Raw genomic sequence first — 14681 nt, 5'->3', positions numbered from 1 at the left:
CCTATTGGCCACGCGCTGCATTGCACGCTAGACTTCTTCCGAAGTCATCGGGGACGGATTCATGCGGCGACTGGTTTCAGCGGCTCTGGCGCTGTTCGGCGCATTCCTCTCTCCTGCTCTCGCCCAGCAGCCACCTCAGCGGAGCGAATGCCTGGCGATGGCAAACGGCGCGCCCCGCGCAATACCGGCCGCCTTCCGGCAGGCCGCAGGCTCGGCTGAAGTCCAGATCACCTATGCCGGCCATTCCACCTATTTCATCGACACGCCGGGCGGCCTGCGCATCGCGACCGACTACAGCGGCGCCTACCAGGTCGGACGTCTGCCCGATATCGTCACCATGAACCGGGCGCACAGCACCCACTACTCTTTACTTCCCGACAAGCGCATTCCCCATGTGCTGCATGGCTGGGGCGAGGACGGCAAGCCGGCCGTCGTGTCGGAGCGCATCGGCGACACCTTCATCCGCAACGTCACAACCGACATCCGCCGCTATTTCGGTGACGATTCCGGCACCGACATGATCCGCGACGGCAATTCGATCTTCATCTTCGAGGTCGCCGGCCTCTGCATCGGCCATCTCGGCCATCTCCACCACAAGCTCGACGAAACCCATTTCGCCCAGATCGGGCGGCTCGACATCGTGATGGTGCCGATCGACGGCACCTACACCATGTCGCTCGACGGCGTCTCCGAGATCACCAAGCGGCTGCGCGCCTCTGTGGTGCTGCCGATGCATCGCTTCGCCACCCCGCTCGACGAGTTCATGCACCTCATCGGCCGGCAGTTCGAGATCGACCGGCGCAGCGAGCGCTCCTTCCGGATGTCGCGGGACGCGCTGCCGACGACGCCGACGGTGATCATCCTCGACGGCGTGTGACGCGCAATTTTCTCCAAGTCGATTGCCGTTCGGTCGTGCTGATCTCCTCGCGACGGGAGATCGACATGACAGACTTTGCCAGACTTTTGTACGCGGACGGACCGAACCCCGAGCACGCGGCGGCGCTCCAGCTCTATGGCCGCTTCGTCGGCGACTGGGATGCCGGGATCACCGCTCATGGCCCCGATGGAACCACGCACACCGCGCCCGGCGAAATCCATTTCGGCTGGGTGCTGGAAGGCCGCGCCGTTCAGGATGTCTGGATTATCCCTCGCCCAGCGGCTGCGCCGGCGTTTCCGATCGCCGGCAATTGGTACGGCACGACGCTACGGGTCTACGACCCCTCCATTTCCGCATGGCGGATTTCCTGGTTCGATCCCGGTCGTAGCGTGTTCCGCCAGCAGATCGGCCGCCCGCGCGGCGCGGACATCGTGCAGGAAGGTACGACCGATGCGGGCGACCTGACACGCTGGAGTTTCACAAAGATTACCGATGATTCCTTCCATTGGCTCGGCGAAGTGAAGCCGGCAGCCGCCGCCGATTGGCGGCTTGTGGTCGATGTGAGGGCGAAGCGGCGCAAGGGCTAACGACGGCGCCGCTGTGCTCGCGATGACGGGTGCGGTTGCGCAGCACGCGCAGCTGGATGCGAAGACGAGGTGCTAGGCTCCCCCCACAAAAAATAAAGGGAGCGAATGCCGATGGCTGCAAGCGGTGTGCCCGCCAACACGAGCGGGCTATTCGTCGAGCCGCGCGAGGACTGGCTCGCGCAATATCAGGAGGAGATCATCGATCCCTTGCGGCCGATCGTCGATCCTCATCACCATCTCTGGGATCGCGGGCAGCGCTATCTGATCGAGGAGATGGCGGCCGATATCGCCTCCGGGCACAACATCATCGCCACCGTCTATGTCGACTGCCGTTCGATGTATCGCGCGCACGGGCCCGAGGCATTCCGGCCGGTCGGCGAAGTCGAGTTCGCCAACGGCGTCGCCGCCATGAGCGCAAGCGGCGGCTACGGCACGGCCGCGATCTGCGCCGGCATCGTCAGCCACGTGAACCTGTTGCTCGGCGATGCCGCCAAGCCGGTGCTGGAAGCCGAGATCGCGGCGGGCAACGGCCGCTTCCGCGGCATCAGGCATTCCTCGGCCTGGGACGAAGACCCTGTCGTCGCCGGCATGTATGCCAATCGGCCGAAGGGGTTGTTGCGGGATCCTACTTTCCGCAAAGGCTTTGCCTGCCTCGCACCGCTGAACCTGAGCTTCGATGCCTGGCTGTTTCACCCGCAGATCGGCGAGCTGACCGAGCTCGCGCGCGCCTTTCCCGACACCAGGATCGTGCTCGACCATTGCGGCGGCCCGGCCGGCGTCGGTCGCTTCGCCGGGCGGCGCGAAGAGGTGTTTCCGCAATGGCGCGCCTCGATCCAGGAGATCGCGAAGTGCGAGAACGTCTCGGTGAAGCTCGGCGGGCTCGCGATGTGCCTGCTCGGCTATGACTTCCATCTGCGCGCGAAGCCCCCGTCATCCGAGGAGCTTGCCGCGGCCTGGCGGCCCTATGTCGAGACCTGCATCGAGGCGTTCGGCCCCAAGCGCGCGATGTTCGAGAGCAATTTCCCGCCGGACAAGGGCCAGTGCAGCTACCAGGTGATCTTCAACGCGTTCAAGCGTATCGCGGCGCCCTTGAGCGAGGCCGAGAAGACGGCGCTGTTCTCGCAGACGGCGAGCGATGTCTACCGGCTCGAACTGCCGTCATGACGAGAAGAGGGGCCGGGATGTTGGTCCCGGCCCCTCTTCCGTCGTGGCCGCTGGGAAGCGTCCTTGAAAATGCTTGAACTCTAGCCAGCCCCCAACAGCGAGGCGGGGCGGCGCTCGCCGGCGGAGACGAACATCCGCTTGAGCTTGTTGACGACGCGGATCAGGAATCCGATCATCACGGGATTGGTCTTGCGGCAGAAGGCGATCTTCTTGACGTGGCCTTCGACATGCCATTTGGCATGCGCGCCGTCGCGGAAGAAAATGACGTCGCCCGGGCCGTAACGCTTCGGCGGCATGCCGTCGCTTTCGAGCACGATCGATCCTTCCATGATCATGATCGTCTCGTCGATGTCGTAGTACCAGTTGAAGCGCCCTTCGGTGCAGTGCCAGATGATGGTCGAGGCGGTGCCGTCGGCGCTGGTCGACAGGATGTGCGAGCGCGACACCGGATTGCCTTCGATAATCCAGGACGGCTCGATCGGCCGCAGCTCGAGATCCACGTTGCAACTACTGATTTCAATCAATGACGGCGACATCTGCTTCCCCAGGGAATAAAATATGTATGGCCGGGTCTGGGCCCGGATTGTTTCCAAAGATGTTGGAACGCTAGTAGCCGGTTTTTAATTCTTTCTTACGCAGGCGCCGACAATCAGCCGCAAGTTGCAGGCGCGACGAGGTTAACGTCGGGATTTGCCTGCAAATTCGCGCACATGAACCCATCTTTTCTGGGGTGCGACAAAGTGCGCGAAAGTGACCAGCGAAGGAGCCCGCACCGATGCCCCTCACCCCGGAGGTTCTGACAGCCCAAGGCGAGGTCGTCGCCTGGCTCGGCAGCCTCGATGTTTCCTTCGCAACCGAAGATGAGCCCTGGTTCACCATCGACGGCGTCGAAAACCCCCGGCAGATCGGCAGCGACGGCTGCGGCGGCACCTTCGTGCTGCTGCCATCGCGGAATGTGCTCTACGTCTCATCGGAGGGCCGCGCAGGAATTATCGCCGGCACGTTCGAGGCCTTCATCCAGCTCTTTGTCGCCCACCCCTACTGGCTGGACATCCTCAAATTCTCCGCCGGCGGCGATCTCGCAGAGATGCGGCGCGCGGCGGATGCGCTTGAGGCGACACTCGACCAGGAGGATGACGTCAACGCGGCCCGCGAGGAAATTCGCGGCAGCCTCGACCTGCCCGATGCGGACGATCCCATCGAAGCGCTTTACGAGGCGGTCGCCACGTCCGACGTCATCGTGCGGGCCACCGACGGCAGCCCGTTCACGACGCTGTTCAACCGCTTCAGCATCGACAACAACCGGATGCTGCGCAACGCGGCGGCGTGAGAGCGCGTGACGCCAGCGCTGGGGCTTGAACCTTCCACCATCATCGTCATGGCCGGGCTTGTCCCGGCCATCCACGCCTAGCGGCACAAAGAACGTGGATGCCCGGGACAAGCCCGGGCATGACGAGCAGCGGCGGACTACTTCGCCCACTCGCCCTTGCGGAACACCGGCACCTTGCTGCCGTCGGCGAGAATGCCGTCGATGTCGGTCTCGGCAGAACCGATCATCCAGTCGATATGGATCAGGCTCTGGTTGCCGCCTTGCGCGGCGATCTGCTGCGGCGTCAGCTGCGCGCCGTTGACGAAGCACTTCGAATAGCACTGGCCGAGCGCGATGTGCGAGGCCGCGTTCTCGTCGAACAGCGTGTTGTAGAACAACAGCCCGCTCTGCGAGATCGGCGAGGAATGCGGCACCAGCGCCACCTCGCCGAGACGCCGCGCGCCTTCGTCGGTGTCGAGCACCTTGTTCAGCACCTCCGCGCCGCGCGAGGCCTTTGCGTCGACGATCCTGCCGTCCTCGAAGCGCACCGCGATGTTGTCGATCAGCGTGCCCTGGTAGGACAGCGGCTTCGAGCTCACGACATGGCCAAAGACGCGCCGGCAATGCGGCGTTGTGAAAACCTCTTCGGTCGGGATATTGGCGTTGCAACTGATGCCGTTCTTGGACAGCGAGGCGCCGCCCTCCCATTCATGTCCGTCGGCCAGCCCGATGGAGAGGTCGATGCCGGGACCTGAATATTGCAGCGCGCGAAAGCGCTGGCCGTTGAGCCAGTTGGTGCGCTCGCGCAGCACCGCGTTGTGGCTCGCCCAATTGCCCATCGCATCCTCGCGGTCGACGCGGGAGGCCGCGAAGATCGCGTCTGCCAGCTTGCCGATCGCAATGTCCTCGGGATCATCAGGGAAGACCTGCTTGGCCCATGACGGGCTCGGATAGGCGATGATGTTCCAGTTGGTGTCGAAATTGACGATTTTTTCCAGCGCCGGCTGATAGGCTATCGAATTGGCCTTGCTGGCGCGCGCCACCTTGGAAGGATCTTCGCCGGACAGCAGCATCGGATTGTCGCCGACGATGGCGAGCCGCGCGGTGTTGTCGGAGAACGCCTTGGCCATGCCCTCATAGAGCCAGTTGGCGGCACGATCGAAGCTGTTGTCCTGGCCGTGGCGGTAGCGCGCCAGCGTCATCTCCTCATCCGACAGGATCGGCGTCACGATACCGGCGCCGGCCTTGTAGGCGTGCACGGCGATCCGCCGCACCAGCGGCAGCGCGATCGCGGGCGCCGTCAAGAGCAGATCCTGTCCCGGCCGCAAGCCCAGGCCCACCTTCACCGCCACCTCGGCCAGCCGGTCGAGTTTCACGGGATCGATGGGAACGGCGGAATTGCGGTGATCAATCATGCGGGGTCCTCTGCCGAAGCTCTCTCGTTCAATCTAAGTCTAGCATCGCAAGGCGCAAGTGCGCGAGCGCCTTGCGACACGGAGAGATACGGAGTTTCGCGCATTTTGGTTTTCAACGCGTTGCCGATTTCAGCACCCGGTCGACCATGGCAGGCGCAAGGCCGAGGTAATTTTTCGGTGAAGTCAGCGCTTCGATCGTGGCACGGTCGATCCTGACGGAGACGCGGGGGTCGGACGAGAGCGCGTCCGCCAATGTCAGACCCTTCTCATTGGCGAGCCGGCAGGCATCATAGACCACGTCATGCGCCTCCTGCCGCCCGATCTGCGGCGCCAGCCCCATCATGACCGCTTCGGCCACGATCTGGCCGCGGCTGATGGCGAGATTGTCGTTCATCTTCCTTTCATCGACGATGAGGCCTGCGAGCGCGAACTTCGCCTGGTGCAGCGCGCCGGCGGTCAGCACGAAGCTTTCCGGGATCGCCATCCATTCGGCATGCCAGGGCCCGGTGGCGCGCTCGAAATCCTGCACCATCGCATCCAGCATCAGACCGGCATGCTGGCGCACCGCCTTGGACGCCGCGAGCATCAGCTCCGAGGAGATCGGGTTGCGCTTCTGCGGCATGGTCGAGGAGGCGCCGCGGCCCTTGACGAAGGGCTCGTAGACCTCGGCGAACTCGGTCGAGGCCATGATCATGATGTCGAGCGCGATCTTGCCGAGCGAGCCTGTGACGAGCGCGAGGAAGTTCACGGCCTCGGCAAAGCCGTCGCGCGCGACGTGCCAGGTCGAGGCGGGAACGCCGAGCTCGAGCTCGACGCAGAGCGCCTCCTGCACCTCGAACCCCTTGCCGCCGAGCGAGGCCAGCGTTCCGGCGGCGCCGGCGAACTGTCCGACCAGCACGCGCGGCTTCAATTGCACGAGCCGCTCGGCGTGGCGGTCGAACATCGCGAGCCAGATCGCGGTCTTGTAGCCGAACGTCACCGGCAGCGCCTGCTGGAGATGGGTGCGGCCGGCCATCGGCGTGTCGCGGTAGCGCTTCGAGAGGTCCGCGAGGATGTTTCGCAGCTCGGCGATGTCGCGCTCGACGATCCCGAGCGCGGCGCGCAATTGCAGCACCACCGCGGTATCCATGATGTCCTGCGTGGTTGCGCCCCAATGCACGTAGCGGCCGGCCTCGCCGCACTGTTTCACCATCTGATGCACCAGCGGCAGGATCGGATAGCCGACGATGTCGGTCTCCTGTCGCAGCAGATCGAAATCGAATGCGGCGACGTCGGTCCGCGCCGCGATCTGGTCGGCGGCTTCCTGCGGGATCACGCCGCACTTCGCCTCCGCCTTCGCCAGCGCCACCTCGACCTCGGCATAGCGTCCGACCAGCGCGACATCGGAAAACACTTCGCGCATCTCGGGCGTGCCGAAGGCGTCGCGGAACAGCATGGAATCGAGCACGGTCGTCGAGGCGGGAAAAGCGGGCATGGGCGTTTCTTTATGGTTTGCGTTTGTGTGAGAGCAGCTTACGCGGGCCGCGCTGTTCGGCAATGGACATTCATGGCTCGCCACACATTCGATGCCGTACGACGACATTACGACGGCGCATCGCTCCATCACCCCGTCATCCTGAGATGCGAAGCGTGCGACGCGCGGCGGCGCACGAAGCGCCTCGAAGTGATGAGCGGCCGCGATGCAGCCGGGCCGTCGCCCTTCGAGGGCCGTGACAAGGCGGCCACTTCAGGGGGACGGGATAAATTGTGAGCGCGGCAAGATCGGGCTATGTGCGCAGCCCGCGCACCAGACCCGCCACATTCTCATTCAAGTTGCATTCCTATCCGAAAACGGCATAGCAGCCATCACGCGATCGTGGTGAACCCGGCAGGCCGCTCAGCGGACTCACAGTCTTAGAGTCGAAATCCATTCTGATTTCATCATTGCCTGATGTCATTGCGAGGGTTGAGTTTTCGACGTGCAGTTTATGTTCCGGGACCACCTTCTCGACACCGACCGGCGCGAGCTGAGCCGCGAGCAGGTTCCCGTGGCCGTGGAGCCGCAGGTCTTCGACCTCGTCGTCCACCTCATGGAGAACCGCGACCGGGTGGTCAGCAAGGATGAGCTGATCGACAAGATCTGGCACGGGCGCAGCGTCTCCGAATCCACCCTGACCAGCCGGATCAACGCGGCGCGCAAGGCGATCGGCGACAGCGGAGCCAACCAGGCGCTGATCCGCACCATCGCGCGCAAGGGCTTTCGTTTCGTCGGCGCTGTCCAGACGCAGCGCGGCGCGGCCTTGCCGGAGCCGGGCCGTGTCGCCCAGGCGCCGCAGGCGGCGCTCGCGCTGCCCGACCGTCCCGCGATCGCCGTGCTGCCCTTCACCAATATGAGCGGCGACCGCGAGCAGGACTATTTCTCCGACGGCATCAGCGAGGACATCATCACGGCGCTGTCGAAGCTGCGCTGGTTCTTCGTCGTCGCCCGCAACTCTTCCTTCGTCTACAAGGGCCGCGCCGTTCACATGCACGAAGTCGCGCGCGAGCTCGGCGTACGCTATGTGCTCGAAGGCAGCGTGCGGCGCAGCGGCGATCGCCTGCGCATCTCGGCGCAGCTCAACGACGTCTCGACCGGCAGCCATCTCTGGGCCGAGCGCTACGACCGCGAGCTTGCCGACATCTTCGCCGTGCAGGACGAGATCACCGAGGCGATCGTCGCCGCGATCGAGCCGCAGCTCTATACCGCCGAAAGCTTTCGTGCCCAGCAGAAGCCACCGGGCAGCCTCGACGCCTGGGACCTCGTGATGCGTGCGCTGTCGCATTATTGGCGCATCACGCGCGAGGACAACGCCGCCGCACAAGGACTGCTGGAACAGGCGACCGCGATCGATCCCGCCTATGGCAAGGCGCTGGGCCTGCTCGCGACCAGCCATATCTTCGGCGCGCATATGGGCTGGGCCGACATGGCCATGACCGTGCCGGTCGCCGAACGCGCGGCGCTCGCGGCGGTGGAAGCCGATCGCGAGGACGCCTGGGCCCATCACGGTCTGGCTTACACTTATTTGTTCCGCCGCCGCTTCGACGACGCGCTGGCTGAGTTCGAGCTGACGCTGCAACTCAATCCGAATTTTGCGATGGCGCACGCTTTCTACGGCGTGACGCTGTGCTACGCCGGGAGATGGCGAGACGGCGATGCCGCCGCTCGCCGCGCGCTGCGGCTGAGCCCGCGCGATCCGCTCGCGGCGATCTATTGCGGCGTAGCCGCCTATGCCCAGTTCATCGGCCGCAACTATGAGGGCGCCGTGCAGATGGCGCGGGAATCGATGCGGCAGCGCGCCGATTTCGTCGGCGCCCATCGCGTGCTGACGGCCGCCGCCGGCATGTTGGGCGATCCTCAACTCGCGGCGTACGCGCTGCGGGGCCTGCAACGCACCCAGCCCGGCATCTCGCTGGCCTGGCTCACGCGCGAGCTGCCGATGCGGCGGGCAGAGGATCGCGAGCACTATCTGCAGGGGTTTCGGCGCGCGGGAATGAGGTGATGCTGTTTACCCTCCCCTGGAGGGGTCCGGGACGAGCGTAGCTCGCCCGTGGGTCGGCTCGCATCTGAGCGCAGCGAAGATGAGAGACGGGGTGGGGTGACGGTCTCTCCACAATGAACACTGCCTGCGTGGAGAGATCCCCCACCCCGCTCGCGCTTCGCGCGATCGACCCTCCCCCTCCAGGGGAGGGTAAGTGCACCCTACTCCTGCATCATCTCGCCGCTGCCGCCGAACTCGGCCGGAAAGTCCTTCAGTTTCGGCAGGCCATCGCGCATCGGCAGCACCGTCTCGGCGTAGTTGACGTGAACACCGGGTGTGAATGCGAGCGTGGGGATGGTGGCGGTGAAGACGTCGATCAGGTCGAGCGGCGGGTGGTTGGTCATGAGATGACCGCCGCACTTCTTGCAATATTTGCGCTGGCTGAGCGGCGTCTTGGCAAAGGTCTCGACGTTCTGGGCGCCTTCGGTGATGCGCACGGCTTCCGGCTTCCACAGGCTGAAGGCATTCACCGGTCCGCCCGACCACGAGCGGCAGGAGCGGCAATGACAATAGCCCATCGCCGCCGGCTCGCCTGTGACCTCGATTGTGACCGCGCCACAGAAGCAGTTTCCGACATGTTTCATTGGGTCGTCTCCGTTGGATGAAGGTTGAAATTCCTCTCCCCGCTCCGGCTCGCCGATAAACCGGCAAAGGCGGATGCGGGGAGAGGCGTCGGAGCGGAGGGAATCACCCCGAGGGACGTTGAGGGCTGGAGGCCGGCAACGTCCGTTACGCGCTTCGGTTCCGCCGCGCGTCCTCCTTTCGGTGGACGCGGCGGAAAGATGCTACGGCTATACCGATCTGCGCCAGGGAATAAGCATCGACACCCGTTGTTTGTACTGCCGGTATTCGTCGCCGAAGAGATCGACGAGGTCGTGCTCCTCCAGCGCGATGCCGACGAAGATGTAGAGCGTGGTCACGGCCGCGAACAGCAGATGGCCCGCCGTCATGACCGGCGCCGCCCAGAACGCGATGATGAAGCCGAGATAGATCGGATGACGAACGAACTTGTAGAACAACGGCGTCTTGAAGCGCGGCGGCGCCGCCTCATTGCCCACGAGATGGTTGGTCACCTGGTGCAATCCGAACAATTCGAAGTGATTGATGATGAAGGTCGAGGCGAACACCAGCACCCAGCCCGCGAGGGACAGCGTGACCAGCGTCACGGCGAGATCCGGGTTTCCGACATCCCATACGACCGCAGGCATTGGACGCCACTGCCAGAACAGGAGCAGCAATGACAGGCTCGCGAACAGCACGTAGGTCGAGCGCTCGACCGGCTTGGGGACGAACTGCGTCCACCACGCCTTGAACTGCTTGCGCGCCATCACGCTGTGCTGAACGGCGAACAGCGTCATCAGCAGTAGATTGATGATGACGGCTTCGGCCGTCGGCGTGTCGGTTCCGGTGTCGATGGTCTTCGGCACCACCAGCCCCATGACGAAGCCGATGGCGTAGAGAATGGTGACGAAAAACACGAGATATGCCGCAATTCCGTACAGAAAGCCGATGAATTTGAAAATGCGTGAGCCCGCAACCTCCGGGCCGATGGAATGAAGCTGGTGATCAAGTTGGGTCATAGAACGCTCCGTTGTGCCGAGGCATCGGCACTGTTTAGTGTTCGCACCATGCCGGATCGGACACCCCCTGACTTTCACGGACGGTTGATTTTCGCCTGAGACCACTTTGATTTTTGCTTGAGACGACAGAAACGTGCGATTTCTCTTTGAAAACAACGTGCTCGACGGCGACCTGCGGGAACTGACGTGCAGCGGCGCAGCCGTGCCGCTGCAGCCGCAGGTGTTCGATCTGCTGCTCTATCTGGTCGCGCAACGCGCCCGTGTGGTCAGCAAGGATGACCTGATCAGCCAGATCTGGAGCGACCGCATCGTCTCGGATTCCGCCCTGAACAGCCGAATCAATGCCGCGCGCAAGGCGCTTGGCGACGACGGCGCGACGCAGCGGCTGATCAAGACGATCCCGCGCAAGGGCTTTCGCTTCGTCGGCGAAGTCCGGGAAGATGTGGCAGCGACGCTTGCGCCGGTGGAACCCGGCCCTGCCCCGGTGCGCGCCGTGACGGACCGCCCGGCGATCGCAGTGCTCGCCTTCGAGAACATGAGCGGCGATCCCGCGCAGGAATATTTCGGCGACGGGATCAGCGAGGACATTCTCACCGCGCTGTCGAAGCAGCGCTGGTTCATGGTGATCGCCCGCAATTCGTCCTTCACCTACAAAGGGCGCTCGGTTCATATCAGGCAGATCGCCGAGGAGCTCGGCGTCCGCTACATCGTCGAAGGCAGCGTGCGCAAGGTCGACAACCGTGTGCGCATCACCGCGCAGCTCAACGACGCCACCACCGGCAGCCATCTCTGGGCCGAGCGCTACGACCGCGAGCTTGTCGACGTCTTCGCCGTGCAGGACGACATCACCAACGCGATCGTCGCGGCGATCGAGCCGCAGATCCATGCGGCCGAGAATTTTCGCGCCGACCGCAAGCCGCCCGCGAGCCTCGATGCCTGGGACCTGCTGATGCGCGCGCTGTCGCATTACTGGCGAGTGACGCAGCAGGACCACAAGGCTGCGCAGGCATTGCTCGAACGCGCCATTTCGATCGACTCGAACTACGGTCAGGCGCTGTCGGTGCTGGCGGCAAGCCACATGTTCGGCGTCCATCTCGGCTGGGCGGAGCTTGCCACGACGGTGCCGATCGCGGAGGCCGCCGCGCTCGCCGCGGTGCGTCATGACCACGAGGATGCCTGGGCCCATGCCGCGCTCGGCAGCGTCTTCTTCTCGACGCGCAGGCTTTCCGACGCGCTGTCCGAGTTCGAGCAGGCGCTCGCGCTCAACCCGAACTTCTCGCTGGCGCAGGGCTATTACGCCCTGGCGCTGTCCTACGCCGGTCGTTCCGGGGAATCGTTCGATGCGGCGCAGAGGGCGATCCGGCTCTCGCCGCGCGATCCGTCGCTGGCGATCTATTACGGCATTGCCGGCTATGCGCGCTTCACCGAACGGCATTACGACGAAGCGATCGCGCTGGCGCGCGAGGCGATCCGCCATCGCGGCGACCTCACCGGTGCCTACCGCGTGCTCGCGGTGTCCGCCGGCATGACCGGCGACGGCGCGCTGGCCGAGATGGCGCTGGGCGAACTCCGCCGTACCCAGCCCAACATCTCGCTGCACTGGATCGCAACGCAGCTGCCCTGGGCCAGTGACGCCGATCGCGAGCACTATCTGGAAGGGTTCCGGCGCGCGGGGTTGGGGTAGAGAACTCCCTCTCCCCGCAAATGGGCAAAGGGCGGATGCAGATACGACGCGTCGTCTCAGGCTCCTCCGCACGCGGTCAGTGGATCGTAATCGGGCCGCATCAGCATCGCGTGGAGCTGGCGCCGCCGAATGCCCATGTTGCCACCGTCGAAGATCGGCAGCGCCAACGCGTCCTGCAACAAGCGGCCGAACGGCGCCGCGTGATCATAGCTGTCGATGCCGACCACGCGCATCAGGTCGGTGATGACCCGCACCGCGGCTTCGGAGCCGAAGATCTTGGCCTGGATCGCGAGCTCGTCGGCGCCCGGTGATTGCGTATCGAGCGCATGGCAGGCCCGCCAGCTCAGGTAGCGCGCGGCTTCGATAGTGGTCTTGGCATCGGCGAGTGCATAGCCGACCGCCTGATGCTCGATGATCGCCTGTACCCCGCCGCGTTTCTCGGTGCGGGCAAAATGCAGTGCGAAGTCGAAGGCGGCCCGCATCATGGCGACGCCGAAGATGCCGACCAGCGCCGCCGTGCCGGTGAAGGCGGCGGACGCCAGCATCAAGCCGCCCCCCTCCTGCCCGAGCAGATTGCCGTGCGGCGCGGTGACGGCACGCAGGCTGAATTCCGGCACGAGGTGAGCGCGGTGGCCGATCGAATCAATGGCGCGTTCGAACACGATGCCATGCACCGGGCCTTCGACCGCAATGATGGAGACACCCTGCTCCGGTGGCGCGGCGGGATTGGTCCGGCACACCACGCACAACACGTCGGCGCCATTGCGATCCCACCCGGTGGCGGACGACACCCATTTCTTGCGGCCGTTGATGATCCAATTGCCGAGCTCGCGTTTTGCGGTGGTGCGCACGCCCTCGCCCGGCGGCGGTGCGGCAGCATTGGCGCTGCCGCCGGGTTCCGAGGAGCAGAAGCCCGCAAGCGGAGCGCCGCTCGTCTTCAGGAACGGTGCAAGCAGGCGGGCGCATTGCTCCGCGGTGCCACCAAGCAGAATTGGCAGCAGACCGAGCACCGTGCCGAGCATGGTCAGCGTCACGCTCGGATTCACGGCGTAGAATTCTTCCGCCAGGATCGCCATGTCGATGAGTCCGGCATTGTCGCCGCCCGCCGGCGCCGGAATGCATTTGCGCAGATAACCGGCAGCGACCATCGCCTCATAGGTCGGCTTCGTCGCGAGGAAGCGCTCTTCCGGCGTCGCCAGCAACTCGGCCTTGCCGGCGCCGGCCAAGACCTCCGCCGCGAATTTTCGCGATTGAAGCTGCAACGCGCGCTGCGCAGGTGAAAGCGTGAAATCAATCGCCATCGAACATCTCCCTCGCTCCGGCAGGTCACCAGGGTGAGCCGAGCGAGGGCGGAAAATCTTGGTCGGCAGCGACCTAATTCTTGGCTGGAGGTGAACTACTCGCCCTTCCCCTTCGTCCTGCGAAATTCGCGCGGGGCGAGGCCGTGGCTGCGCTTGAAGAGGCGGTTGAAGTGCGAGATGTCGGAAAAGCCGGCCTCATACGCGATCGTGGAGATGGTCTTGTGACGATGCTGCGCGTCGAGCAGGTCGCGGGCGCAGATCAGGATCCGCCGATCGCCGACATGCTCGCCGACGGAGCGGCCGGTCGCGACGAACAACCGGTGCACATAGCGCTCCGAGCAGCGGAACTTCCGGGCAAGCAATTCGGCATCGAGACCGGGATCGTCGCTGTGGCGGTCGATATGGTCGAGCATCATCGACAGCAGCACGGGCGCATTCACGCGCGCAACCGGCATTTCACCCAGCATCTCCGGTGCATGCGCGATCAGCTCGACCACATGCGTGCCGCTGCTTGCCGCAACGGCGGGTGCTGCCAGGCAAAGCTCGGCATAGCCCGCGAGCGTGCGCGACAACGCGCGGCCATTTTCCGTCCTCGACAACGCAAGCCGCGGAGAATCCGTAAAGCTCTTTGGCAGGTGCCGCCGCGGCACGGCAAAGCAAAAGAGGCGGAAGTCGCGGCCGTTGGCAATCTCGAACGGCTCGGTCGTATCGGCGACCGCGAGGTCGCCGGGCGCACAGACCTGCTCGTGTCCCCGCTGCGTCGTGCGGCCCAGACCCTCGAGCTGGAGATTGACGAAGCAGAGATCGTCCGTGCTTCGCGCAATATGGGGCCGCAGCCGGAGAACGCAGTGCCCTGTGGCTTTCACCAGCGAAATCTGGACCGACGCAGCGTCGGTACGCGCGATCGAACCTTCGAAGGGACGGTCGGCGATTTTACGCGGCTCGAGCCGGACAAAGGCCGCAGCGAGATCGTCGGCCCAACTGCCGAAGGGCCGATCGGCACGAGAGGGCTTGGCTGACCATTCCATAGGTGCGCCCCCGGAACGAGGAATTCGCGCGTGCAAATTCAGATTGGACGACCCAGCGGGACGGAAGGATAGCTTTTGGCGAACAACCGGTCAAATCTCGAAGGCGCGCAATATGCGACCGCCATCACGTCGTCATTGCGAGTGCAGCCGTCGGCGTACCGGAAACCACGTGAATGGTT

Annotated in this window: 13 protein-coding genes; 6 read left to right on the top strand and 7 right to left on the bottom strand. The window is 64.6% G+C overall.

The window, feature by feature from the left end:
- Window positions 1-61: 61 nt before the first annotated feature.
- The 3 genes from AB7531_RS04865 (at window position 62) to AB7531_RS04855 (ending at window position 2628) form a co-directional block, all read left to right on the top strand.
- Entirely contained in the window at window positions 62-877 is an 816-nt protein-coding gene (locus AB7531_RS04865) for an MBL fold metallo-hydrolase (RefSeq protein WP_063980808.1), read from the top strand.
- A gap of 65 nt (window positions 878-942) precedes the next feature.
- On the top strand, window positions 943-1464 hold the full coding sequence (locus AB7531_RS04860; RefSeq protein WP_063986059.1) for a hypothetical protein: 522 nt from the start codon (window positions 943-945) through the stop codon (window positions 1462-1464).
- Window positions 1465-1575: 111 nt separating this feature from the next.
- The gene (locus AB7531_RS04855; protein WP_063980807.1) at window positions 1576-2628 is read left to right on the top strand and encodes an amidohydrolase family protein; all 1053 of its coding nucleotides are present in this window, start codon (window positions 1576-1578) and stop codon (window positions 2626-2628) included.
- 80 nt (window positions 2629-2708) lie between these two features.
- On the opposite strand, the gene AB7531_RS04850 is transcribed toward AB7531_RS04855, so the two are convergent.
- Window positions 2709-3164, bottom strand: coding sequence for a cupin domain-containing protein (locus AB7531_RS04850; RefSeq protein ID WP_063980806.1), 456 nt, complete (start codon window positions 3162-3164; stop codon window positions 2709-2711).
- A gap of 239 nt (window positions 3165-3403) precedes the next feature.
- On the opposite strand from AB7531_RS04850, the gene AB7531_RS04845 reads away from it, so the two are divergent.
- Window positions 3404-3958, top strand: a complete 555-nt coding sequence (locus AB7531_RS04845) for a hypothetical protein (protein WP_063980805.1) — start codon at window positions 3404-3406, stop codon at window positions 3956-3958.
- A gap of 137 nt (window positions 3959-4095) precedes the next feature.
- Here AB7531_RS04845 and AB7531_RS04840 read toward each other — a convergent pair whose 3' ends face one another.
- Entirely contained in the window at window positions 4096-5352 is a 1257-nt protein-coding gene (locus tag AB7531_RS04840; protein ID WP_063980804.1) for an aminopeptidase, read from the bottom strand.
- Between the two features lie 112 nt (window positions 5353-5464).
- Window positions 5465-6826 carry a 3-carboxy-cis,cis-muconate cycloisomerase gene (pcaB, locus tag AB7531_RS04835; RefSeq protein WP_063980803.1) on the bottom strand — a complete coding sequence of 454 codons (1362 nt, stop codon included), beginning with the start codon at window positions 6824-6826 and terminating at the stop codon, window positions 5465-5467.
- A 484-nt stretch (window positions 6827-7310) separates the two neighbouring features.
- On the opposite strand from pcaB, the gene AB7531_RS04830 reads away from it, so the two are divergent.
- Window positions 7311-8870, top strand: a complete 1560-nt coding sequence (locus tag AB7531_RS04830; RefSeq protein WP_063980802.1) for a winged helix-turn-helix domain-containing protein — start codon at window positions 7311-7313, stop codon at window positions 8868-8870.
- A gap of 200 nt (window positions 8871-9070) precedes the next feature.
- Here the strand turns inward: AB7531_RS04830 and AB7531_RS04825 are convergent, their stop codons facing one another.
- Together AB7531_RS04825 and mddA are read right to left on the bottom strand one after the other, a co-directional pair.
- Window positions 9071-9493 carry a GFA family protein gene (locus tag AB7531_RS04825; protein ID WP_028148676.1) on the bottom strand — a complete coding sequence of 141 codons (423 nt, stop codon included), beginning with the start codon at window positions 9491-9493 and terminating at the stop codon, window positions 9071-9073.
- A 207-nt stretch (window positions 9494-9700) separates the two neighbouring features.
- Complete coding sequence (mddA, locus tag AB7531_RS04820; RefSeq protein ID WP_063980801.1) at window positions 9701-10489, bottom strand: methanethiol S-methyltransferase; 789 nt, start codon at window positions 10487-10489, stop codon at window positions 9701-9703.
- Window positions 10490-10622: 133 nt separating this feature from the next.
- On the opposite strand from mddA, the gene AB7531_RS04815 reads away from it, so the two are divergent.
- Window positions 10623-12173: a winged helix-turn-helix domain-containing tetratricopeptide repeat protein gene (locus tag AB7531_RS04815; RefSeq protein WP_208089065.1), complete on the top strand. Its 1551-nt coding sequence runs from the start codon at window positions 10623-10625 to the stop codon at window positions 12171-12173.
- 56 nt (window positions 12174-12229) lie between these two features.
- On the opposite strand, the gene AB7531_RS04810 is transcribed toward AB7531_RS04815, so the two are convergent.
- Both AB7531_RS04810 and AB7531_RS04805 read right to left on the bottom strand, forming a co-directional pair.
- Entirely contained in the window at window positions 12230-13474 is a 1245-nt protein-coding gene (locus tag AB7531_RS04810) for an acyl-CoA dehydrogenase family protein (protein ID WP_063980800.1), read from the bottom strand.
- Window positions 13475-13569: 95 nt separating this feature from the next.
- Complete coding sequence (locus AB7531_RS04805) at window positions 13570-14502, bottom strand: helix-turn-helix domain-containing protein (protein WP_063980799.1); 933 nt, start codon at window positions 14500-14502, stop codon at window positions 13570-13572.
- Between the last annotated feature and the right edge of the window lie 179 nt (window positions 14503-14681).

Source organism: Bradyrhizobium sp. 63_E2_N1_3, from assembly GCF_052076005.1.
In the GTDB taxonomy this organism is placed as follows: Bacteria; Pseudomonadota; Alphaproteobacteria; order Rhizobiales; family Xanthobacteraceae; genus Bradyrhizobium; species Bradyrhizobium barranii.
Note: the sequence above shows the minus strand (reverse complement) of the source record. Positions and strands in the feature narration are given on the sequence as shown.

Bases quoted from the DNA above. Each gene is read 5' to 3' on its own strand.
- AB7531_RS04860 (WP_063986059.1), top strand. From the start codon at position 943: ATGACAGACTTTGCCAGACTTTTGTACGCGGACGGACCGAACCCCGAG.
- AB7531_RS04855 (WP_063980807.1), top strand. From the start codon at position 1,576: ATGGCTGCAAGCGGTGTGCCCGCCAACACGAGCGGGCTATTCGTCGAG.
- AB7531_RS04845 (WP_063980805.1), top strand. From the start codon at position 3,404: ATGCCCCTCACCCCGGAGGTTCTGACAGCCCAAGGCGAGGTCGTCGCC.
- AB7531_RS04825 (WP_028148676.1), bottom strand. From the start codon at position 9,493: ATGAAACATGTCGGAAACTGCTTCTGTGGCGCGGTCACAATCGAGGTC.
- AB7531_RS04805 (WP_063980799.1), bottom strand. From the start codon at position 14,502: ATGGAATGGTCAGCCAAGCCCTCTCGTGCCGATCGGCCCTTCGGCAGT.
- mddA (WP_063980801.1), bottom strand. From the start codon at position 10,489: ATGACCCAACTTGATCACCAGCTTCATTCCATCGGCCCGGAGGTTGCG.
- AB7531_RS04850 (WP_063980806.1), bottom strand. From the start codon at position 3,164: ATGTCGCCGTCATTGATTGAAATCAGTAGTTGCAACGTGGATCTCGAG.
- AB7531_RS04810 (WP_063980800.1), bottom strand. From the start codon at position 13,474: ATGGCGATTGATTTCACGCTTTCACCTGCGCAGCGCGCGTTGCAGCTT.
- AB7531_RS04840 (WP_063980804.1), bottom strand. From the start codon at position 5,352: ATGATTGATCACCGCAATTCCGCCGTTCCCATCGATCCCGTGAAACTC.
- pcaB (WP_063980803.1), bottom strand. From the start codon at position 6,826: ATGCCCGCTTTTCCCGCCTCGACGACCGTGCTCGATTCCATGCTGTTC.
- AB7531_RS04865 (WP_063980808.1), top strand. From the start codon at position 62: ATGCGGCGACTGGTTTCAGCGGCTCTGGCGCTGTTCGGCGCATTCCTC.